This window comes from Enterovibrio sp. FF113 (assembly GCF_041439165.1).
In the GTDB taxonomy this organism is placed as follows: domain Bacteria; phylum Pseudomonadota; class Gammaproteobacteria; order Enterobacterales; family Vibrionaceae; genus Enterovibrio; species Enterovibrio norvegicus_A.
In genome coordinates, this window is the sequence record NZ_JBGONO010000001.1 from 101,857 (window position 1) to 126,365 (window position 24,509).

The 24,509-nt window shown below is 45.7% G+C and carries 25 protein-coding genes; 13 read left to right on the forward strand and 12 right to left on the reverse strand.

Annotated elements, in window-relative coordinates:
- Positions 1–43 precede the first annotated feature (43 nt).
- Positions 44–895, forward strand: a complete 852-nt coding sequence (gene thiD / locus ACED36_RS00525; protein WP_371732553.1) for a bifunctional hydroxymethylpyrimidine kinase/phosphomethylpyrimidine kinase — start codon at positions 44–46, stop codon at positions 893–895.
- Between the two features lie 157 nt (positions 896–1,052).
- Positions 1,053–3,299, forward strand: a complete 2,247-nt coding sequence (locus tag ACED36_RS00530; protein WP_017003473.1) for a bifunctional diguanylate cyclase/phosphodiesterase — start codon at positions 1,053–1,055, stop codon at positions 3,297–3,299.
- A 77-nt stretch (positions 3,300–3,376) separates the two neighbouring features.
- Here ACED36_RS00530 and ACED36_RS00535 read toward each other — a convergent pair whose 3' ends face one another.
- The 3 genes from ACED36_RS00535 to ACED36_RS00545 are packed head-to-tail and all read right to left on the reverse strand — an operon-like array spanning position 3,377 to position 4,918.
- Positions 3,377–3,925 carry a YaeQ family protein gene (locus ACED36_RS00535; protein WP_371732554.1) on the reverse strand — a complete coding sequence of 183 codons (549 nt, stop codon included), beginning with the start codon at positions 3,923–3,925 and terminating at the stop codon, positions 3,377–3,379.
- Positions 3,926–3,938: 13 nt separating this feature from the next.
- A complete protein-coding gene (locus ACED36_RS00540) occupies positions 3,939–4,262 on the reverse strand; it encodes a GIY-YIG nuclease family protein (protein ID WP_016958684.1) in 324 nt (107 codons plus the stop codon).
- Positions 4,263–4,291: 29 nt separating this feature from the next.
- Complete coding sequence (locus ACED36_RS00545; RefSeq protein ID WP_371732555.1) at positions 4,292–4,918, reverse strand: YceH family protein; 627 nt, start codon at positions 4,916–4,918, stop codon at positions 4,292–4,294.
- 338 nt (positions 4,919–5,256) lie between these two features.
- Here ACED36_RS00545 and ACED36_RS00550 point away from each other — a divergent pair, with 338 nt between their 5' ends.
- Positions 5,257–5,685 (forward strand): polymer-forming cytoskeletal protein, encoded by a 429-nt coding sequence (locus ACED36_RS00550; protein WP_371732556.1) that lies wholly within the window; start codon positions 5,257–5,259, stop codon positions 5,683–5,685.
- 115 nt (positions 5,686–5,800) lie between these two features.
- Positions 5,801–6,235, forward strand: coding sequence for a DUF3069 domain-containing protein (locus ACED36_RS00555; protein ID WP_016958681.1), 435 nt, complete (start codon positions 5,801–5,803; stop codon positions 6,233–6,235).
- 109 nt (positions 6,236–6,344) lie between these two features.
- On the opposite strand, the gene ACED36_RS00560 is transcribed toward ACED36_RS00555, so the two are convergent.
- The 3 genes from ACED36_RS00560 to nhaD all read right to left on the reverse strand — a co-directional run bounded on the left by ACED36_RS00560 (position 6,345) and on the right by nhaD (position 8,685).
- Entirely contained in the window at positions 6,345–6,623 is a 279-nt protein-coding gene (locus ACED36_RS00560; protein ID WP_016958680.1) for a peptidylprolyl isomerase, read from the reverse strand.
- Between the two features lie 64 nt (positions 6,624–6,687).
- Positions 6,688–7,146 (reverse strand): dCMP deaminase family protein, encoded by a 459-nt coding sequence (locus ACED36_RS00565; RefSeq protein WP_016958679.1) that lies wholly within the window; start codon positions 7,144–7,146, stop codon positions 6,688–6,690.
- A 114-nt stretch (positions 7,147–7,260) separates the two neighbouring features.
- Positions 7,261–8,685 carry a sodium:proton antiporter NhaD gene (gene nhaD / locus ACED36_RS00570; protein WP_016958678.1) on the reverse strand — a complete coding sequence of 475 codons (1,425 nt, stop codon included), beginning with the start codon at positions 8,683–8,685 and terminating at the stop codon, positions 7,261–7,263.
- Between the two features lie 752 nt (positions 8,686–9,437).
- Here nhaD and ACED36_RS00575 point away from each other — a divergent pair.
- From ACED36_RS00575 to ACED36_RS00590, 4 genes are all read left to right on the forward strand, one after another.
- Positions 9,438–10,406, forward strand: coding sequence for an ABC transporter substrate binding protein (locus ACED36_RS00575; RefSeq protein ID WP_016958677.1), 969 nt, complete (start codon positions 9,438–9,440; stop codon positions 10,404–10,406).
- 16 nt (positions 10,407–10,422) lie between these two features.
- Positions 10,423–11,334, forward strand: coding sequence for an ABC transporter permease (locus ACED36_RS00580; protein ID WP_016958676.1), 912 nt, complete (start codon positions 10,423–10,425; stop codon positions 11,332–11,334).
- Entirely contained in the window at positions 11,331–12,125 is a 795-nt protein-coding gene (locus tag ACED36_RS00585; RefSeq protein WP_016958675.1) for an ABC transporter ATP-binding protein, read from the forward strand. The genes ACED36_RS00580 and ACED36_RS00585 overlap by 4 nt, the downstream gene beginning before the upstream one ends.
- 180 nt (positions 12,126–12,305) lie before the next feature.
- Positions 12,306–12,929, forward strand: coding sequence for a LysE family translocator (locus ACED36_RS00590; RefSeq protein WP_241823323.1), 624 nt, complete (start codon positions 12,306–12,308; stop codon positions 12,927–12,929).
- Between the two features lie 126 nt (positions 12,930–13,055).
- On the opposite strand, the gene viaA is transcribed toward ACED36_RS00590, so the two are convergent.
- The 3 genes from viaA to ACED36_RS00605 all read right to left on the reverse strand — a co-directional run bounded on the left by viaA (position 13,056) and on the right by ACED36_RS00605 (position 17,296).
- Positions 13,056–14,504: an ATPase RavA stimulator ViaA gene (viaA, locus tag ACED36_RS00595; RefSeq protein ID WP_017003467.1), complete on the reverse strand. Its 1,449-nt coding sequence runs from the start codon at positions 14,502–14,504 to the stop codon at positions 13,056–13,058.
- A gap of 9 nt (positions 14,505–14,513) precedes the next feature.
- Complete coding sequence (locus ACED36_RS00600; protein WP_371732654.1) at positions 14,514–16,148, reverse strand: AAA family ATPase; 1,635 nt, start codon at positions 16,146–16,148, stop codon at positions 14,514–14,516.
- Positions 16,149–16,417: 269 nt separating this feature from the next.
- Positions 16,418–17,296: a sulfurtransferase gene (locus ACED36_RS00605; protein ID WP_016958671.1), complete on the reverse strand. Its 879-nt coding sequence runs from the start codon at positions 17,294–17,296 to the stop codon at positions 16,418–16,420.
- Positions 17,297–17,393: 97 nt separating this feature from the next.
- Here ACED36_RS00605 and ACED36_RS00610 point away from each other — a divergent pair, with 97 nt between their 5' ends.
- Positions 17,394–18,296 carry a lipid A deacylase LpxR family protein gene (locus ACED36_RS00610; protein WP_371732557.1) on the forward strand — a complete coding sequence of 301 codons (903 nt, stop codon included), beginning with the start codon at positions 17,394–17,396 and terminating at the stop codon, positions 18,294–18,296.
- A gap of 42 nt (positions 18,297–18,338) precedes the next feature.
- Here the strand turns inward: ACED36_RS00610 and ACED36_RS00615 are convergent, their stop codons facing one another.
- Positions 18,339–18,857 carry an NUDIX hydrolase gene (locus tag ACED36_RS00615; protein ID WP_016958669.1) on the reverse strand — a complete coding sequence of 173 codons (519 nt, stop codon included), beginning with the start codon at positions 18,855–18,857 and terminating at the stop codon, positions 18,339–18,341.
- 480 nt (positions 18,858–19,337) lie between these two features.
- Between ACED36_RS00615 and ACED36_RS00620 the strand changes: the two genes are divergently transcribed.
- The 4 genes from ACED36_RS00620 (at position 19,338) to ACED36_RS00635 (ending at position 23,184) form a co-directional block, all read left to right on the forward strand.
- Positions 19,338–20,492: an HD-GYP domain-containing protein gene (locus ACED36_RS00620; RefSeq protein WP_371732558.1), complete on the forward strand. Its 1,155-nt coding sequence runs from the start codon at positions 19,338–19,340 to the stop codon at positions 20,490–20,492.
- Between the two features lie 148 nt (positions 20,493–20,640).
- Entirely contained in the window at positions 20,641–21,063 is a 423-nt protein-coding gene (locus ACED36_RS00625; protein ID WP_016958666.1) for a DUF3010 family protein, read from the forward strand.
- Positions 21,064–21,244: 181 nt separating this feature from the next.
- Entirely contained in the window at positions 21,245–22,663 is a 1,419-nt protein-coding gene (locus ACED36_RS00630; protein ID WP_016958665.1) for a bifunctional transcriptional activator/DNA repair enzyme AdaA, read from the forward strand.
- Complete coding sequence (locus ACED36_RS00635; RefSeq protein WP_016958664.1) at positions 22,660–23,184, forward strand: methylated-DNA--[protein]-cysteine S-methyltransferase; 525 nt, start codon at positions 22,660–22,662, stop codon at positions 23,182–23,184. Before ACED36_RS00630 ends, ACED36_RS00635 begins: the two co-directional genes overlap by 4 nt.
- Here the strand turns inward: ACED36_RS00635 and ACED36_RS00640 are convergent.
- Together ACED36_RS00640 and pdsO are read right to left on the reverse strand one after the other, a co-directional pair.
- A complete protein-coding gene (locus ACED36_RS00640) occupies positions 23,157–23,606 on the reverse strand; it encodes a GNAT family N-acetyltransferase (protein WP_016958663.1) in 450 nt (149 codons plus the stop codon). The genes ACED36_RS00635 and ACED36_RS00640 overlap by 28 nt on opposite strands.
- 11 nt (positions 23,607–23,617) lie before the next feature.
- On the reverse strand, positions 23,618–24,343 hold the full coding sequence (pdsO, locus tag ACED36_RS00645) for a sortase-associated OmpA-like protein PdsO (RefSeq protein WP_017003466.1): 726 nt from the start codon (positions 24,341–24,343) through the stop codon (positions 23,618–23,620).
- Positions 24,344–24,509: the final 166 nt, after the last annotated feature.

Sequence of the window (24,509 nt, forward strand, 5' to 3'; positions counted from 1 at the left end):
CCTCTTCTATCAAGATGCATAATAAATAAGATGTATAGCGACTATGGCTCATAAACACTTTACACCGCCTGTTGTTCTTTCTATCGCAGGTTCAGACAGTTCCGCAGGTGCAGGTATTCAAGCTGACCTAAAAACCATTTCGGCAAATGGCGGCTATGCATGCACAGTTATTACGGCAGTGACTGCACAAAACACACAAGGTGTTTACGATGTTTGTCCCCTTTCTCCCGCGAGCGTTGCCGCTCAGATTGACGCAATTTTTGCGGATTTTAATGTTGCAGCCGTTAAAATTGGAATGCTAGCAAACGTCGATATCGCAAAAGTTGTTGTCGACAAGCTCACCATGTATGCCGCCAAGAACGTTGTTGTCGATCCAGTCATGCTATCAACCAGTGGACGAGAATTACTTTGCGAAGAGGCAATAGCTTACTGCAAAGCCCATTTATACCCACTTGCGACACTGCTCACGCCTAATATCCCAGAGTTTATGGCGTTAACAGGCAATATCGAACTCAACGATTTCACACAGACATCGCACAATGAAAATGTATACGAACTCGCTAGACAACAGTTAGGCTGCCAATGGCTCCTTATCAAGGGAGGACACGGCGTCGACCCAGCATTGTCGACCGACCAATTGGTCGGACAACACTACATTCAATGCTTTTCAGCACCACGTATTCAATCACGCAATACCCATGGCACGGGCTGTACCCTGTCTTCGGCTATTGCGACTAGCCTTGCTAAGGGCATGTCAATGGCTGAGGCTGTAGAACACAGTAAACGCTATTTGACCCTCGCCATTATCAATGCAAGTCATCTCGAACTTGGCCAAGGTCATGGAGCATTGCAACATTTCCCGATTGCGACCTCTCCTGAACAATATGCAAATTGATCCAATTATCACGCTTAGCCTTGCAATCGCTTTTTCATCACAGATAGCACTAAGCATCTTTAAAATCAGGGACTTTTCAGCTCTCTACGTTGCGATTTGACTGTTATGACATAGACTTATTTTTGAGACCATAGACTCTTAATTAAGGTTATGACTTTTGCAGCCAGCCATGTACCACACCGAGCAAACATCTGAGCAGTCACCCTACTCTCCTCGCTTGTCATCCTTAGCGGCTATTGCGCTTGTTTGTTCGTTGATACTCATTTTCACCTTTACGCTTTACCACAGCGCGCAATCACGTCAGCACGAGCTTAAAAATCACATGCTTAACGTTGAGATAAATCGAGTTCAACGTGCCATCGAAGTCAACCTACAAAAAGAAGCCTATTTTTTGGTTTGGCTTGCAAATACCTTGCAGAATAAAGGCAAAATTGATGACCGAGTTTGGAAACGAACCACGGCAGGGATTCGCTCAACATTTCCTTTTTTCGCTGGCGTGTACTGGCTTGACGCAGAAAGTACCGTCCAATGGACAACGCCAACCAATTTTACCCCCTACCCGACAAACGCTAATTGGGAAGCCTCGAGTTCAGTAAAACTCAACGCAATGCCTGTGCTGTCAAGACTATCAACCTCCACGGTTCATCCTGCCCCAAATGGTAGATTGGCAATTGAAATGCTTCATCCCGTTGTGTTTGATGGTGAAATAGCCGGTCATCTCGGTGCCAGTTACAACATCAAGATGATGGTTGAAGCCATTGCGGCGGAATTTCTGCGACCTGGACAAAACTTAGTGTTGAGTGATGGAGCCAGACCATTTATCGGAGAGCTTCCCACGGCTGCTGGAGCGATGGTGAATACGGTTGCACTCAATGCGCTTAATGGTCAATGGCAATTGACTGTTTGGCAAAGCAAAGAGGCAGAGCACACCTATTTTTCGCTGCCTATATTGATTTTCATTGCGGGAATTGTGGTCACAGCATTGGTTGCCATGTCTCTATACCTACTCGAAGTCAATATTATCGGAAGACGCGCTGAGTCCAGCATGGTCTCGATGCTTAAAGAAGAAATAACACAGCGTCGAGAGGCTGAAGCGCAACTCAAGTTTACCGCTAATCACGACCCACAAACGCATCTGCCTAATCGATTCGCCATGGAACAATATTTAAATAGAAACCTTCGTTCAGATCACGACATGGTATTGATGTGTGTGTCCCTCGATAAATTTCAAGAAATCAATGACATGTATGGACACCTGGTGGCTGACCAGTTGTTGTTTGAAGCGGCGAAACGGTTCAAATCCGTGCTGCCGCCCCACGCAATTTTGGCAAGAATTAGGAACGACCAGTTTATGGTTGCCTGCGCGGGTATGTCGCAATTGGAAGCGGAAATGCAAGCCAATCAGCTGCGAATGTGCTTGGAAGAAGAATTCTACATCGAAGACAACGACATTCTGACAACTTGTGCAATAGGTATCGCTTATCGTTACAACAATGAACTTCTCGCCGATGACATGCTTCGCCACGCCGACACTGCCGCGAACAAAGCGAAAGCTTTAGGAAGCCGTAAGGTAGTGGCTTACAACCAGACCATGCAAGAGCAACTGAATCGTAAAAAAGAGCTTGAGCGAGCTATACGACAAGCGATCAATAATGATGAACTAAAACTGCATTTTCAACCTCAAGTTGATTTGCGGACACGTCAGATTGTCGGCGTAGAAGCTTTAGTTCGTTGGGAGTCTCAAAATGGCGTCGCCATCAGTACGGATGTCATTATTCAAACCGCTGAAGAAACAGGCTTGATGCAACGCCTGGGTCATTGGGTTGTTGATACAGCGTTGAAAGAGTTTTCCAGAATGCTTGATGAGCGCTGTGCGCCCAAATGTATTGCCATCAATGTGTCTGGTCATGAATTTCAAGACGGGTATTTAGCTGACTATGTGATACGTTCTGTGAACCGCTATGACATACCCGCATCTCGAGTACAAATCGAACTCACTGAACAAGTGTTTATCGAAAACCTTGAACGTAACCAGCATATTCTTAATCGACTGACCGCCTCTGGCATTAGTCTCGCCATTGATGATTTTGGCACGGGGTACTCTTCGTTGGCATACCTCAAACACTTCCCTGTCAACACCGTCAAGATTGACCGCGGTTTCATTAAAGACCTGCCCCAGTCAAAAGATGATTTAGTCATATGTCAGGCCGTAGTTAGCATGGCGAACTTGTTACAATTGAAAGTGGTTGCGGAAGGTGTTGAAACGATCGATCAACAGGAATTGCTCAGAAATATCGGCTGTAATTTCGCTCAAGGTCACTTTTACTATGAACCAATGAGTGCAGACGATTTAATGGTGGTGCTCAAGAAACAAAGAGCCGGGCGTCTCTACCCGGCTTCTTAATCTTTTCAGCTTCATCGCATTTCAGCCAGAACGACTTGATGACTATTTTTTTAGCTGCAAAATGCAAAGCATTTTGGCTAGTTGGTTGCAGTTTTCCAAATTTCAGGTTGGATTGATACCACCGTATCGCCAATTGAAAACCACACCTGATCATCTTCAATCGTTGCCTGAATCGACATGCTGCGAGACAAACTTGTCCCCGCCGCATCCAACACTTCATCCATGATATTAATCACGGTCAAATTCTTGAAGGGATGCAACTTGTTTAACAGTTGCGTTTTCCACACTCTCGCTGCGTGATCATCGTAGGTGAACAACACGACGTCTTTCGCCAGCGAACAGGCTTTCTTCAGGCGCTTTTCATCCGGCAAACCGAGTTCAACCCAAAGCTCAATCTCGTCGCTATAATTTTTGATCCATAGCTCAGGTTCTGATTCGTCACTCAGGCCTTTTGTAAATTGCAAACGTTCATCCGCATATAACGTCCACGCAAGAAGACGAAGCATCATGCGCTTATTCGTTTCGGATGGGTGCTGCGCCAACGTAACAGCGTGGTCGAGGTACACGCCTCTCGACATATCTGCTACGTTAATTGACGCTTTATACACCGTTGCTTTAAGTGCCATGGTATTTCCTAGATTAAATGCTGTCGTTAAATAAGACCGTGATAAGGTCGCTTTCTGTGCAAAGGCGCTCCTTGTCTCTCTTGGTCAGCCGCTTTATTTTCCACTCAAGCGACATAGCCTTTTGCTTATTCCCTACTTCATAAGACCAAGCAAGCGTGAGAGGTTGTTTTCCTCTCAAATACTTAGCAGTTTTCGTGCCGTTTTTTTGGTGTTCGCCAAATCGCCGCTCTACATCGGTTGTGACACCACAGTAGAGCGCGTTGTCTCGTGTTCGGATGAGATAAACAGACCAAGAAGGAAAATCGTCGGGCGTTTGCTCGGCAGGTATTGATTCCATCGGGTTAAACGAATTCGCTATTCGGCGTCTTATTGAAGCAGTTCATTGACCAGTGCTTTCAGTTCCGCCACTTCTCGCTCCAACGCTTCAACACGTGTAGTCAGTGAAGTATCTGCCACTTCCGTGGAAGCAACAAACGCTGTCGTCTCTGGTGTATCAGAACCAAAAAGGTGAGTATATCGGCTTTCTCGTTTACCCGGTTCACGCGGAAGCTGCGCAACGTACCCTTTTTCAATCAAGGTTACCAGCGCTGATTCCACGTCTTTCATCTCAGAGAATTCACACAGGCGGTTAGTACGAGTACGAAGTTCACCTGGCGTTTGTGGTCCACGGAGCAAAAGTACACAAATAATGCCCTTCTGCTGTACCGTAAACTGCAAGGTACCAAACTCTGTGTTGCAGAATCGGTGTTGATATTTGGTCACTCGGCTACCAAAACCTTCCACGTCACTGACCATGCGTTTCGCTTTCAGTTGCTCAACCGTATCCATCACTTCTGCATCAGTCAGTGAGTAGACAGGGTCACGATTACTTTTCTGATTTGCCGCAGTGGTCAAGCTGTTCAGTGTGAGTGGGTAAAGTTCAGGTGTTGTCACTTCTTTTTCAAGCAAGCAGCCGATAACACGCGCTTCGTAGGGAGTAAGTTCAATCGCCATGGTAATGCCTCTGAATAAATCCTTATAACTCGAGGTTATAGCAATCAACCGACAGGTCATCAATCACTTCTGTCGATAAACGCGCAAATGGCACTGACGACTGATAGATATTTCACCAATTTACCTTTTTGAGCATGGATACCCGAGCAATCGTTGGAAAAATCATCATTATTACCGAACACTCTCCTGCAAGTTTGTCGCAACGATGTGATTTCGCCTCAATCACGAAAATTTTTGTCACGTCATTAATAGAAATTCATATAAGATCCGACCAATATTCTAATTTTGTAGTAGTCACTTCTCTCACATTGGTGTGGAAGCGATTTAAGGAGATGAAAATGGGGCTGTTTGGTAAAAGCGCTGCGTCTATGCCGTCGATGTCACTGGTTGCGAAACAATGCCGAGTTTTTGGCGAGTTTGATTTGGACGGTGACATTCAGTTCGATGGTCAGGGTGAAGGTACTATCATCCGTGCCCGCAATGTTGTCATCTCTTCAACAGGTCATTTTAAAGGTGACATTTACGCCGAACACGTCACTATTAATGGTTTCGTCGAAGGCTCATGCGTTGCGCGTGAAGTGAATATTCTCGGCAACGGCAAAATGAAAGGCCAAATCGAAAGTGAGCAGCTCACCATCGAAAAAGGTGGCTGTTTGATGGGCGAAAACAAGCTAAAAGATGAGCCATCACTGACAGTGGTGAATGAAGATAACACGACGAAGTCTCAGTCTTCATCTGAGTCTAAAAAGGCTCAAGCATCTGCCTAACACGTTATATTGCTTTAATCGTCGACACTCGATAGTCGATTTGGCTATCTTCTGTTGACTTCACCTTCAAGCGAGATAGGATGCGCAGTTTTGTGCATTATCAGGAATTAAAGAGATGTCTGAACAAGCTACCCCAACTCTAGAAACTGTGAACCTGGAAGATCTATCTGCAGAGCTTCAACAAGTTATCAAATACGAAAAAGTTCCAGTTGAGCTATTCAACATGCTAGCGTCTGTTCATGAAGCATCAGAAGACGTTGTTCGCGAAACTTGGAATACAATGCCAGCAAGTGCGCAGAACATTCTTGATAACTTCGAGCAATTCCATGCGCTGGTTAGCCTAAGCCAAAGCTATGCAGGTATCGATTTCATGACTGAAGCCCAGGACATGAAATTTGACGACATGACTGACGAGCAAACACAAGATTACAAAGCAGGCTTGCTCGACAAACTGCTTCATAACTGTGTGAAAGATTTGGCAAAACAGCTAAAACAAGCACGTTTGAAGCCAGTAATGAAGCGTGAATTCCGTGAGATTTTCACCAAGTAATTCGTTATATAGCGTTAAAAACTGTAGCTAAAAAAAGAGGTGACACTGTCACCTCTTTTTTTTACCCAAATGTCAGTCCTGGTCGCATTGGCCATTCTGACACTGAAAACTACGTGCGAAAAAGTACCTTCACAACGTGCCAACCAAACTTGGTTTTCACGAGGTGTGGGGTCAATACTTCTCCGGTAAAGCAGATTTTATCAAACTGTGGCACCATCTGCCCACGTCGAAACTCACCCAAATCACCACCTTTCTTACCCGACGGACACGTAGAGTATTTCTTCGCAAGCGTTTGAAATTTTGCGCCTTTCTTGAGTTGAGCCATGATGTCATCAGCTTGTTCTTTATGCTTCACCAAAATGTGAAGTGCATGTGCAGTGCTGGCCATAACGCACCCCTATTCTACTGCTATTTCGATATGGGCGCTGATTATACCCATATCACGCTCGCTGTCACACGTCGCGTTTAGGTGGAAGCTCTGCAAGCGGCAACCAATTCACCTCAACCCCCGCTTGTTCGAACATCTCGGCGCTAACTTTGATTTTCTCACCCCATCGAGACAGAAAATCTTCACTCTGCTCTGGGCAAAATACCTTGGTCATGCCCGTTTGAATAATTTTCGCCGCACAATTTGGACAAGGAAAGTGCGTGACCCAAATTTCGCACTCAAACAAATCACGTTTAGCAAACAAGATGGCATTCTCTTCTGCATGCAGCGTTTTCAGCAGTTTCATTTCGCGGTCATCGGTGTCAGCACTGTCCGATATACCATGTGGATAGCCATTAAAGCCCACTGATACGATGCGATTACCTTTGGTAATGACCGCGCCGACTTGTGTTGATGGGTCTTTACTCCATGAACCGACAAGTTCCGCCATTTGATAAAAACGTACTGCCCATTTCGAGATCATTGTATTTCCAATATGTTACCCATTCGTAATGGGTCTATTTTGCAAAACTGCTGCCAATAGCTCAACACAAAAAAGCGACCTTATTCGGTCGCTCTTTGATTATTTCACTATTTTCTAAAAAGCAGCGCTGTTTATCACTAGGTGCGTCAGGATAGAAGCGACGTAACCTAACAGAATAACGGGTGCCCACTTAAGGTGACCGAAGAAGGTATACATGCCTCTCGCCTGCCCCATCAAAGCCACACCGGCAGCTGAACCTAGTGATAGCAAGCTACCACCAACACCCGCCGTCAACGTCACCAACAACCAATTGCCAAGTGACATATCAGGTTGCATCGTTAGCACCGCAAACATCACGGGAATGTTGTCTACAACAGCGGAAAGTAAGCCCACAATGGTATTGGCCCAAATTGGGTCCCATTCCAAATACATAACATTGGAAACAAGACTCAAATAGCCAATCAGACTCAAGCCGCCTACACACATCACAACGCCGTAGAAAAACAATAACGTATCCCACTCCGCATGGGACACTCTTCGAAACACATCAAACGGCACCACGGAGCCCAAGCGCTTAAGTGCTGCTTCATCATGTTTAGCTTGCGCTTCTGCTCGCTTTCTTGCCAAAGAACGAGGCAAGGTTTTGCGGAGGTAGAATCCAAAGAATTGTAAGTAAGCTAAACCCATCATCATGCCGATGACAGGTGGGAAATGAACAAGGCCATGGAAACCAACAGCAGTGACAATCGTGAGTAAGAACAAAACGACAATACGCTTAGCACCTCGCTTAACGTCGACAAACTCTTGAACCACATTGGGTTGTTCTTTAGGAATGAACAACGACATGATAAATGCAGGGATCACATAGTTGACCACTGATGGAATAAACAAGCTACCGAACTCAGTAAAGTTCACAATGCCCGCCTGCCAGACCATTAGCGTTGTAATGTCGCCAAATGGACTAAATGCCCCACCTGCATTGGCAGCAACAACAATGTTGATACAAGCAATATTTATAAAGCGCGGGTTGTCTGCCCCTATTTTCATCACCACAGTACACATGAGAAGCGCAGTGGTGAGGTTATCGGCAATAGGAGAAATAAAGAATGAGAGAATGCCGGTAATCCAGAATAACTGCCGCAGGTCATATCCTTTTCCAAGGATCCAAGCTTTTAAGCCATCAAATAAGCGCCTCTCTTCCATGGCCGATATGTAGGTCATCGCAACCAGCAGGAAAAGCATCAGCTCTGCGTATTCCAATAAGTTGTGTTCGATCGCGGCTTTCGCAACCTCGATATCCCCAGAATGGCTATAAGTAAAGCCGATCAGGAGCCAGATCAAACCGGCGGCTAGCAAAACAGGTTTTGATTTTCTCAAGTGCAGCTGTTCTTCCAGCATCACTAAAGTGTAAGCAGCTGCAAATATAAGAAGGGAGATATAACCCACGTATGAGTCTGTTAAATCGAGATAGTTGGCATCACTGCCAGATGCGAACACATTGCTAGAAAATAGCAATGCTAACGCGAGTAAAAGCTTCATCCTTGTGCCTCCGAGCAAACTAGAATTATTCCAATGCAGGGGGCAATGACACACGCACGATCTCGTATCTCATTTTCGTTAACGCATTACCCCAATTGGCCAAATCTCAATATTATTGATTTGTAGTAATGTCACCTAACAAGTGTTGAGTTAGGCGCAGAGACTGGCTATTGCGAGAAATAGTATATGCAGAAAGAGATAATTGCAGAGTAAATGTGTTGCTTTTAGGCTTGCCCCACAAACATGCTTATATTTCCACCAATGCTGTAAAGCGTGTTGGTAAATGAGAGCAGGATCTTTCATTTCAAAGTCAAAAGGTGATATCAGCCTAAAATTAATTTGTGAAATGGGCGAATACGTTGACTCGGTTTACAGTGTAAAAATTGCGCTGTTAACCTGCAAAGATCAAACTTTTTCATAAAAAGCCCACTCATCCACATAAACTCCAATGTGACAAGCTATTCACCACCCTGCAACCAAAAACCAGTTATATATCTACATTATCAGTTTAATTAAGGTTAATTGTTCGACATTTTAAATTATTGGGTATAGTTTAGCTTTTGTATATTTCTCTATTTTATTCATGGGCTTAACAGTAAATATGCGCATATAAGCACTACGTTTTATTGACCATCACTCTTAGACTGCAACTTTAGTGACTGATTTAACGCGGGATTTTGGATATAACAATGGATTAACACGTGACAGCTAGATTGGTGTGCTGCCAATTGTCACTTATCAGGGAGAACGAGATGAACATTTCCAAACTACTTTTATCGGCTTGCTGTGCCACTACACTGTTTACTGCACCTTTTGTGGTCTCGGCAGAAACAGCGAAAGTCGCCGTTTCACAAATCGTGGAACACCCTGCTCTTGATGCAACGCGCCAAGGACTGTTAGATGGTCTAAAAGCGAAAGGCTATGTTGACGGTGAAAACCTCGAGTTTTCATACCAAACCGCTCAAGGCAACCCTGCTATTGCGGTACAAATCGCTCGCCAGTATGTAGGTGAAAGCCCTGATGTTCTCGTCGGTATTGCCACACCTTCAGCTCAAGCATTGGTTGCAGCCACAAAATCTATTCCTGTCGTATTCACTGCCGTTACCGACCCTGTTGGCGCAAGACTGATTAAAGATATGGCGAAACCAAGTGCCAATGTCACTGGTTTATCTGATCTTTCTCCCGTTGCTCAACACGTGGCTTTGGCTAAAGAACTTCTTCCAAACATGACAACCATTGGTGTGGTATATAACCCGGGCGAATCTAATGCCGTCGCACTGGTTGAATTACTCCGCGAAGCCGCAGACCAACAAGGCCTGAAAGTTGTTGAAGGTACCGCGCTAAGAAGTGCTGACGTGCAATCTGCGGCACAAATTGTTGCCTCTAAGTCTGACGTCATTTATGCACCAACAGACAATACAGTGGCGAGTGCGATTGATGGTCTTGTTAACGCAGCAAACCAAGCGAAAAAGCCCGTCATTGGCGGCGCGACTTCTTACATTCCTAACGGTGCAGTTGCTGCGCTTGGATTTGACTACTACCAAATCGGTGTTCAAACCGCTGACTATGTTGCCGCTCTACTCGATGGTAAAGAAGTGGCAGCATTGCCAGCCAAGGTAGCCGTAGGTTCTGATCTGGTGATTAACTTGAAAGCGGCACAGAAATTGGGAATAACTGTTCCTCAAACGCTGCTTGATCGCGCAACCTCTGTAGAAAAGTAATAGGTAGGAGCAATACATGACCTCAATTGCCTTCTTCGGCACACTGGAAGTAGGTCTGGTTTATGGCCTAGTCGCACTAGGCGTATATCTTACCTTTCGGGTTCTCGATTTTCCGGATCTGACTGTAGATGGCAGCTTCCCTATGGGAGCTGCTGTTGCAGCCACGCTCATCATTTCCGGTATTGACCCATGGATCGCGACATTCGCGGCCATTTTCGCTGGTGCAGCAACAGGACTTATTACCGCATTTCTTACCGTGAAATGCGGCATTCTGAACCTGCTCGCCAGTATTCTTACCATGATTGCGGCGTTTTCTATCAATATTCGAATCATGGGTCGTCCGAACATTGCTCTACTCGGTGTCGATACGATTCTAACGCCGTTTGAGAATATGGGTATAGACCCTGTTTATGCTCGCCCGCTGGTCGTCTTCATTCTTGTATTACTCAGCGCCCTGTTTGTGATTCGCTTACTGGCGAGTGATTTTGGCTTGGGTCTTCGTGCCACAGGCGTCAATGCTCGAATGGTGAAAGCACAAGGCGGTAGCACTGCCTTTTACACGTATTTTGGTCTCGCCATTTCAAATGGTTTTGTCGGCTTTTCAGGGGCGCTATTCGCGCAAACTAACAGCTTCGCGGATGTCACGTCGGGCGTCGGTACCATTGTTGTTGGCCTCGCCTCTGTCATCTTGGGTCAAACCCTGATCCCTGGTCGCAAGGTATGGGTGGCCGTTGTTGCCGTCATCTTAGGTTCAGTGCTCTACCGTCTTGCCGTGGCATTCGCATTAAGCTCTGGCATGTTTGGTTTGAAAGCGTCTGATCTTAATCTGGTGACCGCGTTGTTGGTCGCACTAGCATTGATTGCGCCAAAAGCGCGCGAACAATACCAAAAGAACAAGAAAATGAAAGATGCTGGGGTGGCGAAATGATTGAACTGAAAGACATTCAAGTCACTTTTAATCCTGGCACTGTGCTGGAAAACCGTGCGCTTCGTAGCGTGTCACTCACCGTTCCTAAAAATCAGTTTCTCACCATTATTGGTTCAAATGGTGCAGGTAAATCGACGTTACTTGGCGCTGTCAGCGGTGAAACACCGATGGTTGGTGGTCAAGTCATCATTGATGGCATCGATGTAACCAAGCAACAAGTCCACCAGCGCGCCAGTTTAGCGGCGCGCGTTTTTCAAGATCCATTGGCGGGTACGTGCGCCTCATTAACGATCGAAGAAAATCTCGCACTGGCATTTAAACGGGGCTCTTACAGAGGCTGGCATAAAGCACTGACAAAGAATCGACGTGAGATCTTTAGAGATCGAATTTCTATTCTCGGATTAGGTTTGGAAGATCGTCTTAGCGATAGCATCGGCCTGCTCTCTGGCGGTCAACGCCAAGCGGTTAGCCTCGTCATGGCAACACTGTCTGACAGTAAGCTGTTGCTGCTTGATGAGCACACCGCTGCGCTCGATCCACGCATGGCTGCATTTGTCATCGACTTAACCAAGAAAGTCATCACCGAGTTCGGTTTGACGGCCTTAATGGTTACCCACTCAATGAAAGATGCTCTTGCCTGTGGCGATCGCACTGTCATGCTTCACCAAGGTGAAATTGTGTTGGATGTTGCTGGGGACAAACGCGCTAACATGGGTGTACCCGATCTACTGGAAATGTTCAGTAAAGTGCGTGGTGAAGAACTGGCTGATGACAGTTTGCTTCTTAGCTAACATCGACTTGTTTTTTGAACCAACGAACACGAAAGCGGCTTAGGCCGCTTTTTTTCGTTTTACGCGTTCTCAATGACGCATTTTTGATAATGGTGTTAATACGCGACTAAGGACATGTCTTCGGGTATGTCTTCGGGCATGCAAAGACGATAGTCTGAATTAAACAAGATGAACAAAGGCATGATGATGGTCAGTCTCGAATTTCTTATAACATCTTTAGTCGTTGTCCTAATACCTGGTACCGGTGTGTTATATACCGTCTCTACTGGTCTACTCTTGGGCTTACGGGCAAGCATCTGGGCCTCTGTAGGATGCACATTTGGTATTATCCCATCACTCATAGCGAGTATCACTGGCCTTGCGATCATTCTTCACACTAGCGCATTAGCTTTTCAGATCGTGAAATATGCGGGTGTTGCCTACTTGTTGTATTTGGCGATCTCTATGTGGCGCGCAAGTGGTGCACTCGCAATAGATGAAAAAGCCGAAAAGAAAAGCATGTACAACATTGCCATAAAAGGCTGCTTGATGAACATTCTCAACCCAAAACTAACGGTGTTTTTCATGGCATTCTTGCCACAATTTGTTCCACCAAATGTCGTAGACCCAACCGTCTACATGCTACTTTTGGGTAGCATTTTTATGGCCATGACCTTTTTTGTATTCATCCTCTACGGCGCACTGGCGGTAAGTGTTAGGGATATTATTATCCATTCAAAACGCGTCTCTACCCTTCTGCAACGCGTCTTTGCGGGTAGCTTTGCGGCACTTGGTCTGAAATTGGCTCTGTCAGATAAGCAGTAATACCTATCGGATTAAGTAAGCGGTTAAATTTGCGCCGGGAAAATCGTCAAGAGCAAGGAAGAGAGTGCAGTAAAAAGCCCCATGTGCTGATCATGGGGCTCTATCAATTATATTTTGTACTCAAACTTAGAAGCGCTTCAACAAACGTCCCATCAGTGAAGGATGATAATCCCATACGTGATCAAACATGCTCATCAGTTTTGGGTTGCCGTATTTTGACAAGTTCACCGCATGAAAGCGATTGTGCTTTAGCTTCAGTGCGCTCACTTGCTCTTGCACTTCTCTAGGCTGCTCGGGTGCTATAAAATCCGAGATAACAACCAGATCGGCATTGCGGTATTTGTCCGTGCCCATTAAATCAATGGAATGAGTCAGCACAGGTGCGAGATCGGTTCCACCATGAAAACGGTAAGAAAGGAAATTGAGCGCCTCTTTCAAGCCCCCTTCTCCAGTCAATTCATAGCAAATATGATCAGTCGAGAAGATCATCACGGTGCAATCACGATCTTCCTTCACTGCGATTTGCATTAAAGAGTAAGCCATGGCTTTTGCGCATTGTTCTGGAAAGCCGCTCATTGAGCCTGACGCATCGACACAAATCAAAAACGGCCCTTTCTCAACCTCTATCTGTTTGCTCTCTGGCTTAAACGCTTTGATCTTGCGAAGTGATCGTTGCATGCCTTGCATGCGATAGGTCAGTAGTCGTTTGTCTGCAAAATGTTTGTAGAACAGCACTTCAAGAGCGGGTTCCGCCAAATAGATCATTTCGTTAGGGATCATTTTTTCAAGGTTGTCACTTTGGTGTATACCCACAATGTCGTCAGCGACATTATCCGCAGGCTCTTCCACCATTTTCAACTCTTCAGCTGGAGACCGATGCAGAGAAGGATCATCCACATCGTTAGCCATACGCCCCAACTTTTGGGCGATCTCTTGTAAGTCCTTATTGTCTTTCAAGAAAGCCACAAAATGCTTTAGTAATTCAACATCCGATTGCGTCATTTTTGACGAAGCTAAGTCCCAAAGACGCCCGACTTTTTCTAGTGTCCCGCGTTCTTCGACATTTTCTAACGTTTTGTAGGTTTCAATTCGCTGATAGAGCTCATTCAATAACTTATCGATGTGCGCTTCGAGCTCTTTTTGCTGTGCATTTTTGATCGATGACGCTAAATGCTCATACCATTTGTTGCAAAAATACGATTGGAACATCGGCGTTTCTTGGGAGGTATTCTTTTCCAGCATGCGACGCGCGGAGAGGTAAAATTCAGATTTCCCTTCAAGTTGCTTGATCATGCCTTTCGCGTTTTGGCTAAATTCATGCTGCGTAAGCTGAACGGCTTCTTGGTATAACGTAATTTCCAGCTTGAGTTCTTCAGTAATACAGTCGTTACTCAATCGACGCTTAACCGAATGTCGCCACTTGCGAATATGTCGACGAACCGCAGATTTTGCTGAAGGATTAGCTTCTGTCATTAAGAGAAGTTGCGGCTTCGCCATCACCTCTGAGACTGCATGTTCCAACATACCTGTTTCGGCGAGCATCATCCCTAGCTGCAAACTTTCTGGACTGATCACGATGCCTCCTTAAGCGAAGAATTCACTAAGCATTCGCACTCGAAATGCGCTCTTCTCGAATTTTGTCGTCTGACGCTGCAAAGACTCTTCTGCATCGGTAATGCTGTTTGCTAGAAGCTCCAGAAGCTCAGAGTTTGAAAAATGATGAGGCAAGGCGGCATTGAGCTGAACTCGTGCAATACGGATCAGGTGTTTTGCTTCTTCAATTTTCTTGATTGCGGCTTCGTTTTTGACCTGCCACTTTGCAAATGCCTCTTGATCGTTATCGTCCACACCCGCAATCGCAACAGGGACTGGACGATTCGCGATGTCTTTAATCATCAAGCTATGCTCACCATCTACATCAAATTTTAGCACACAGAGATTAGGGTTTTTATTTACGTACCCATAAACGTCACAAGCACCATTCTTAATCTTCTTCTCAAACTCTGTGGCGTCTACATAGACCCAACGACTGTCACCTTTTTCTTTTTCAGAAACAGACGGATTAGTATCTAGCATCACCAGTTTGATCAAATCGTTTGCCATGTTGACGGAATAGCGTCGTGCATGACTAAGGTCTACTTTATGCTTCTCTTTACGCATCGAAAGTTCTGTGTCGACATCATGTCCAATGGTTTCAATGATTTCCTCGGACAATGCTTTCACATCTTCACTGGCTTCAATCGCAATCGCCAACGATTCTTGTTGGTTAAAACATATCTGTTCAGCGAACTGACGCATGACGTTGCCGACCACAATACGAGATTCAGGGCTATGCCATAAGCATTCTTGCAAGAGGAGCAAGTCGACGGGATTCACGTCACTGCGACCATTGAAAAAGGCACTCGCTTTAAGCAAACGTACCGCCTTTTTCCAACGTCGATCAGAAATATAAAGCTCTTCTGAGGGAAAGGAATGACTCGGATCTTGCGCTTCTCGTTCCAACAGCATTTTCAGTGCATAAATTTTCTCAAAGACACTATCAGAAAGTGAGACTTGATCGATCTGATGCTGCCATTGCATGTATTCATGCGCTTTGATGGAAATATCTGAACCAATCTTGATGCGAGTCTCGCCCGTGTCACCGCTCAGAAGCCGCTTGAAATTACTTTTCTCTTGAATTCGATTGACGAAAATACGGACCAGCATGCGATCGTATAACGCATCAAGTCCACTATCAGGGTCTGGCAGCTCGTTCGATGCAGTGACGAGCAAACGCATGGGCACAGGGAGCACTTCGCTACCATTTCTAAATACTCTTTCGTTTACCACGGTCAGTAAGGTGTTCAAGATAGCGGGACCGGCTTTCCAGATTTCATCAAGAAACACGACATCAGCCGATGGCAAATATCCTTCGGTTAAGCGAACATATTTTCCATTGTCTTTCAGCTCTTGAATTGAAAGAGGCCCAAAAACTTCTTCAGGGGTAGAAAAACGCGTCATCAAGTACTCAAAAAACGTACTGTCATCAAACGCTTCAATCAGTCTTTTTGCAATGTAGCTTTTTGCTATCCCCGGCGGGCCTAGCAAAAAGACACTTTCACCACTCAGCGCAGCGAGCAAGCATAGGCGAATGGTGTTCTCTCGTTCATAAACGCCACTCGAGAGCGCTTGAACAAGCTTTTGAATTCGCTCAGGGAGTAAAACATTGTTTGTTGTCATCGCGATTTGATTCGTCAAGTTGCTGCTCCATATCGATTAATCAACAACATGAAACAGTCATAACACATTGTTAACATCTTGTAACCATTAATACTTGCTTACAAACTGTATATCACTTCATCTTTGACCTAATCCACCCTAAAAACTAAGTTCTCAGTTTTGCCGCTCAAGAAATAGCCATATTTATCGCCATTTCAATTGTTCAGCCAAACAAAAAAAACCTCCCAATGGGAGGCTTAAAAAGATTTTTAAAACCGCTAATAACAAACTTAGTCGCTATCAGAAACAACCGGAAGCGAGATATCGCTGCCCCACTCGGTCCAAGAGCCGTCGTAAACCATCACAGGCACATTCAACGCGAACTCGCTCGCCAACGTGAGAATGCACGCCGTCACGCCCGAACCACATGATGATACGTTGGGTAGGTCGGTCGAGAGCACCGACTTCAAACTCTCTTGAAGCTGCGCTTTGTCTTTAAATTTTCCGTTTTCAAGTAATTGACCAAATGGCAAATTCTTTGCGTTAGGCATATGACCGCTGCGCACACCAGGCCTAGGCTCAGTCACGCTCCCGTTAAATCGGTCGCTTGGTCGAACATCAATGACATTGAGCAATGACGATTCAATACCCGCTAGCAACGCTGATTTATCAATGACTCGCTCGGGCTGAAAGCTGGCTTTGTAAGTGCTGAATTCTGGCTCAGCCGGTGTTTGTGTATCTAATGGCCCGCCAATGGATTCCCAAGCAGGAAGGCCACCATCAAGCACGGCAACTGACTGGTGTCCCATGATTCTAAACATCCACCAGACACGTGGCGCAGAGAAGATGCCGACACTGTCATAAACCACCAGCGCATCAGTATTGTCTATGCCGAGCTTGCTAACGCATTCCTGAAAGTACTCTGGAGACGGCAAGGTGTGAGGCACGGGTGATGATTTATCTACGATTTCTTTATCGAAATCGAAGTACACCGCGCCGGGAATACGCTTAGTCGCCCATTCCTGCTTTCCATTTCTTGGGCTGCCCGGCATAAAAGTACTGGCATCTATCACTCTGAGATTCGGCGCACCTAGGTTACTTCGCAACCATTCAGCACTAATGAGTACATCATTTATCTGTAGCAAATCACTCTCCTTTGAAACCGCCATCGTCAGAACACCTTGAATGATATAGCATATGAGTTCTAACTATCATACGTCGCAGTATCGACGTTAATACCGTCGCTAATTCGATAATAAGGATTTTATGTTATCACGCAGAATTATTGGTGCTGCGATTCTTGTTTCGCCATTGCTTAGCTTTTCTCTTCAAGCGGCCTCAGTTTCTTTAACTTTTGATAATGATGGCGCGCTCGGTACCGACAGAGACTACACCAGTGGCCTTGGACTTCGTTGGTCTTCAGATCCTGCAACCATAGGGTACAGTGTTGAAATTGCATCCCAGATGTGGACGCCAACAAACATTGAATTCGAAACGCCGCAACCGAATGAACGCCCCTACGCAGGTTTGCTATACGCGCAAGGTCGTGCTTATCACCAAACCGACGTCAACGCCTATAAAGGCAGTTTGATGCTCGGTACCGTCGGGCCTCGCTCAGCAGCGGACTCCGCACAATCATTCGTGCACCAAATCGTCGGTTCGACCGACCCAAAAGGCTGGGACTACCAAATTGAAAATGAATTTGTCTATCAGGTAGGCTTCGAAGCGCACCAGTTGATTTCTCGCAGCCATATTGGAGAATTTAGTGTGTTTGGGCGTGGTCAGGGTGGTAACTTTCAAAATGAAGTTGCACTAGGCGGCACCTATCGCATTGGACTGGATCTTGGGAATACATTTGGCTCAACGTCTGTTATTGCACAGAACGCTGTCGATATCGGCATGCTCAGTCACAGTAACTATGGATTCTTTTTCTTTACGACGCTCGAGGCTCGCTATCGCTTTAGCGACATCACCATTGAAGGTGACAAGCCACCAGAAAATGATGATTTGACCATTGAGCGTAATCAGGCTGCCATCTCAGGCGGTTTGTCTTGGTATTCGCAACAATGGGGAGCGGTGGCTTCTGTGACGGCTTATAGCAAGCAATTCAAAACCTCAAGCCTTGACCAACACGGCTATGGTAGCTTTACGCTTTTCTATCGCTATTAGTACGAAGCTAAAGGCTGGGCTACCAGCCTTTATGCGCTTTCATTACTCAATTGCATTGGCAATCAGTTCTAGTAAAAAGGTTTCTCGAACAACAGAAAGTCCCTGCTTATCACTTTTAGCCATCGTCTCTTTGTTATGTGCAATCGCTTCACGAATGTTAACCCAAACAGGGCGCATGCCATTCTTAACTTCATAATCTTCGAGTGACACCTCTCCGAGTTCTTCGTCGATATCACACCAAAAGCACTTAGACACCATATGCACGACGTCATAATCTCCCTTGTGCCATGGCCTGAACTCTTCATAAGCACCAAATGCACGGATGTTGCGGATGTTCTGTGCCCCCGTTTCTTCTTTTAATTCGCGGATCAGACCATCAACGTCATTCTCATCAGGGTCCACCCCACCGCCAGGTAAAGAGTAGTCATGGTATCGCTCAGTAAAGAGCAGCAAAATGTTGTCGCCACGCACAACAATCGCTCTTGAGGCAAGTCGGTGGAACACAGATTTATCTTCTAACGGAAGTACATCGGGATGAGTCGTGGTTTGGAGCGTTCGCATTCATTAGTCCATAAATTCAACAACAGGCGACAACTGCGCCAAATCAAACGCGCACTCTAGCGAGACCTTCAGCTTGAAGCAAACACAAAACGTGAAGAGGTTCGCATTATTTTGCAGCATCAATTTTACCGTACTTTGTTTTATAAAAAGTTCACTTAGAATACATACAACCTTAAATTTCGTGTTTGCGTCATTATCGTGTTAGAAGGACTAATACTGCAGAGTTTAGATTGAAAGTTGCTTATTATCATTAGCCTACCGATTGTGTATTAGACTAATAAAACACCATTATTCAGAATGTCATACCGCTATTGCGCACCATTACTGACTGTTTTATCTCTTAATTACGCCAAAATCTCGTATTTTGTATATAGTTATAGTCATCAGTAAATACATTGTTCGCTTTAGAGTGGTAAACACTGAACTTCCATCTAATCATCATTTAATTGCTAGTAACACCTTGATACGGAGCCTACATCAATGCTTCAAAAAGTTGACATTGATAACGTTGAGATTGGAATGTATGTCGAGCAGATCGAATCTCAGACAGCACGTACCAAAATGAAAAAGCCGGGCTTTATCAGAAGACAAGAGACCATCGACAATTTACGCACCAAAGGCGTGATGTTTGTCTATATCGATGCGGATCAAATTACATCTGATGAAGATATACGCTACAAAGAAACGAATGTTGGCAAGCATTCCTCGATTAATGGCAACGACGAATATGCAGTGGCAAAAGATCTTGTCGATAGATCCAAGAAGCAACTGAGTAAACTCCTTAGCGATATCTATGAAAATAATCCAGTCGATATCGAACCGGTAAAAGAAATCAGTGCCAACATCGTAGAAAATATTTTTGAACGTCGCGAAGCCGTCCTCTGGATCAGTGGTATCCGAGAGAAAAGTGCCTACCTGCTTGAACATTCGATGAATGTTGCTTTCCATTTGGTTAACTTCGGACGCTTTTTGGAATTGGATCGATCGACACTCGAAGACCTTGCGGTTGGAGGACTCGTTCACGATATTGGCAAAATATTGGTGCGAGACGAAGTTCTCAATAAACCGGGAAAATTGACTGATGACGAGTTTGTGCATATGAAAGAGCATCAGACACTGTCTCAGCCAGTGCTTGAGAACATGGCCGATCTACCATCAATCAGCAAAGATGTTAGCATCATGCACCATGAGAAAATCGACGGTAACGGTTACCCAAATGGCCTTAAAGGCGATGAGCTGCCACTCATTGGCCGTATGTCATGCATTGTCGACATTTACGACGCACTCACCGCTGAACGTTGTTATAAACCCGCACTGTCTCCCTCCGAAGCTTTTAAAATAATGATCGGTCTCACGCCGTTTCACCTTGATGCAGATTTGCTCAAAAAGTTTATCCGCTGCATTGGTTTCTACCCTGTCGGATCTGTCGTCGAACTAAGTAATGGTCGCGTCGGTTTGGTCTGCAAGGAAAATCCTGAGGATCTCATGACACCTACCGTGAAGCTCTTCTACTCTGCGCGCACCGATGCTTTTCGAGAAGTTGAATACATTGACCTGAAAAAACGTCCCGATCTGAAGATTGTGCGTGGCCTGACAGAAGCAAAACTCAAAACCAGCTTCAGCGATTTCCGCTGATTCACGTGATAACACATCCTTCCGCCGCCCAAATCGTACTTTTTTTGCCCTAAACGACACCAATCAACGATAGTTCCTATCTTTCTTCATGACCCGTGCCTCACTATTGCCTATAATGCTTGGTTCATTAACTCGTGGAATAAGAAAAATGCGAATTTGTGCTGTCGATTTTAAAAGCAATGAGGCGAACATCTGTCTGTTAGAACTAAAAGAGGGATTGTTCGACGTACCTGATTGTCGTGCACGTAAATTTACCATCACCGATGGGGCAAGCGCTGAACAAATCCGTCACTTCCAAAAGCAATTCGCGCAGCTGATGACTGACTACAAAGTAGACAAGATTGTTATCCGTGAACGCCCGATGAGAGGCAAATTTGCGGGTAGCGCGATTGGCTTCAAGTTGGAAGCAGCGCTTCAGCTTATTCAAGACATGGACTGTGAGATTTTCACGTCTTCAGCCATGAAAGAATCAATAAAAAGCAACCCAGTGATGGTTTCTTTAAAAGAAGTGGGGCTGAAACAGTTCCAAGAGCACGCGTTTACAACGGCGTGTGCTTACTTGAACAAGTAACGACGATAACAGGCTGCTTAGGTGGCCTGTTTCTTTTCCCTTTCCACTTAATCTCTTCACTCCTTTCTGCTTTTTCTCTTTCCTGATCCATATACCTTTCACTATTCAGTTCCGATTCTGGCGACCCCTATTACTGACAAATGCTAAAGTGACGTCAGATAGATTAACTTTGTAGAACGCCATGAACACCAACATCACACATTTTCAACAAGCACGCCTTTCCCGAGATGCGCGTTTTGATGGCCTGTTTTACACGGCAGTGCTTACCACAGGCATTTACTGCCGATCTATTTGCCCTGCGCCGCCTCCGAAAGAAGAGAATGTTCGTTACTTCTCAACCGCCCATGAAGCCGCCTCTCAGGGATTTCGCCCTTGCTTACGATGCCGACCGGATAGTGCACCGGGTTCGCCCGCATGGTTAGGCAAAGAAACCACGCTGAAACGGGCGCTTGGGCTTATCCAAGATGGCTTCTTACAAGAAAATAGCATTCCGGATTTGGCTGAAAGATTGGGGGTGACCGATCGCTATGTTCGAAAACTGTTCAGCGAGTCTTTAGGTTGCTCACCTAAACAATATGCGCTTTATCAGCAAATATTATTCGCGAAGAAGCTGCTTCATGAAACGACATTGCCCATCGCAGATATTGCATTCGCAGCCGGCTTTAACAGTGTCCGACGGTTTAATGATTGTTTTCATTTGCAGCTCGCGCTATCTCCCACGCAAGTGCGCGGTAAGAAAACGTCGCCCTCCGAATCGCTTTCCGTCACGCTCAGTTACCGACCGCCGTATGATTGGAAGCAGTTTCATTCGTTTGTAGCGGCGAGACTGATCCCCAACGTCGAATGGCTAAGCGAAAGTGGCTATGGAAGAACCTTTATAAACGGAAATCAGAGAGGTCAATTTACCGCCACATGGGAACCGGATAAAAACAGATTTCGAGTCGCTCTCCAATTATCCGAACCGAAACATTTGTATTCAGTACTCAATCGAATTCGCAAACTCTTGGATCTCGATGCTAACCCCGACGCGATTGCTCAAACAATGGCTGATGCTACCAATCAATCAGCATCGAATGGCACGCGAATTCCAGGTACATGGGATACCTTCGAGGCCGGTGTACGCGCAATGTTTGGCGAATCTGTGCTTGGTGCAGCAGCGCATATTTCATCGATTGAACACGTATTGATCCATGATGCGAATACCCATGTCGCGTACTTTCCCAGCGCCAATACATGGTTGTCGCATGTTGAGTTATTGCCACTACCTGATGCAAATAAACAGCCGTTGTCAGCATGGGCAGCCTTTTGCCTCTCCCAGCAAACGGCACACACTTCTGTCGATACCGACACAGATGGTCGAAACGTGAGGGATATCAGAACCCATCCGCTGAGCACCATGCAGTATAACTATGCCTGTCTTCGCGGCGCCGGGTTACCCGATATTGCAGACTTACTCGATGACGCTAACAACATACCGTCAAGCTCCAATCATGCAGCACCTTGGCGCAGTTACCTTTCTCTAAGTCAGATCCACGAACAGCAGAGCACAGCATTAAATCAGCCTCAAGGTGCCATCGAAAAAAATAAGGACATATCATGAAACAGTATCGTCACCTCTACGATTCACCACTGGGAGCTATCACGCTCACCGCGTCAGAAAAGGGGCTGACATCTTTGTCTTTACCTACTTATAAGTACGACATTCCGTCTTCCGAGCAAGAGATAACGACACGCTCGCCCTTCAATGAAGTGATTGCACAATTAGACGGCTATTTTGCGGGGGAATCCGTTCAGTTCTCTGTACCGTTGGACTTATTGGGCACAGCGTTTCAACAGCAAGTCTGGGCTGCGTTGCAAACCATTCCGGCAGGTGAAACGCGTTGCTATGGGGATCTCGCGGCTGACATTGGTAAACCTTCAGCTTCTCGAGCCGTGGGGGCAGCCAATGGCCAAAACCCTATCGCTATCATTGTTCCTTGTCATCGCGTCATTGGTAAAAGCGGTAAACTCACAGGATATGCGGGAGGGCTCGACGCCAAAGCTTGGTTGCTAAACCACGAACAAGCAATGGCGGCGAATATACCCAAGCAACCTCAAGATGCAGCCACCAGAACACGATGAGCCAATAGCTTAATAAAACGCAGTGGTGTTATACGATAACCAAGATGCAGATAAAAACCATGTGCTTCTTCTCTGCTGATATTGCTGGTCACTTCAATGCGCATGCAGCGCCGATGCTTGAGGTATTGCTCCGCGTGATCGAGCAGTTGTTTTCCGATGCTCATATCACGGAAGTTGTCATCCACCACGATGGCGGAAATTCTTCCCCATGGCATATCATCATGGACGACATCTACTGTATGTAGGGTGATAAAACCAACCACCAAATCGCATACCTCTGCGACAAATAACGCATCTCTTTCTTGCTTCATGATGCGCTCTAGTTGCACTTCTGTTTGACTAAGCTCAGCGGCATAGCCAAGTGAATGGCAGAGCGCATTAATGCGCTCCGCGTCTTCTAACGTAGCGGGACGAATAATCATAACCGCTCCCTTTAATTGTTTGCCGTTGCTTGACCGCCCGACACTGAACGCAAGCTCACACGACGATCAAAGAAATAGCCGTCACGATCCCCTTCCGTTTCAATAGCGAGTTGATTGCCATAAGCAGTTTGTACCAATTGCTCCGGTGCAACGCCTTGTTCAATCAAGTAATCAAACACAGCTTGCGATCGTTGCTGTGAAAGCTGCAAATTGTAGTCTTGATTTCCGCGGACATCGGCATGCCCTTCCAAATCCCAGCTGACCTCGGGTGTATGGCGCATCAATGCTGCCACTTCATTGAGTTGTTGTTTGAAATGCGGCTCAATGTCGGCAGAATTCGTACGAAATTGAATGTCCATGGCCAGGTCAAGGTTGATATCTGTCTGTTGCATTGTCGCTTTTAGATTGGCGAGTTCTAGCTCGTTTTGCGCATACATATCGCGGTATGTCGTTAACTGTACGTTTTCATCTTGAATCTCAGCAATGATTTGCTCTTGCACGGCATTTTGCTTATCAGAGCTAGCAATCTGACCAATCAAGCCCCCTACTAGTGCTCCGGCTACCGCACCTACTGGCCCACCAATCACAGCGCCAAACGCCGCACCACCACCAAACCCAATCATTTCGACCGTGGTGTCACGCTCAGTATTAACCTGTTGCTCTCCCGCATAAGCGGTAGAAACGGTCATTGGGATAACAAGAGAAATCGCTGCCAGTGTCTTATTCAATTTTTTCATTATGCTTTCCTCATCCTAATAGGGATTGGGTATGAACCCGTTTGTTGTTTCGATGAGGTCATTAAAACAAGTTAAAATGGCATTGCTTGGGAGCAAAAATGGCAATGTGGCGAGCAAATGTGGCAAAAATATAGCTTTTGCACTGAATCGCTTTTCTGGCCTTTTA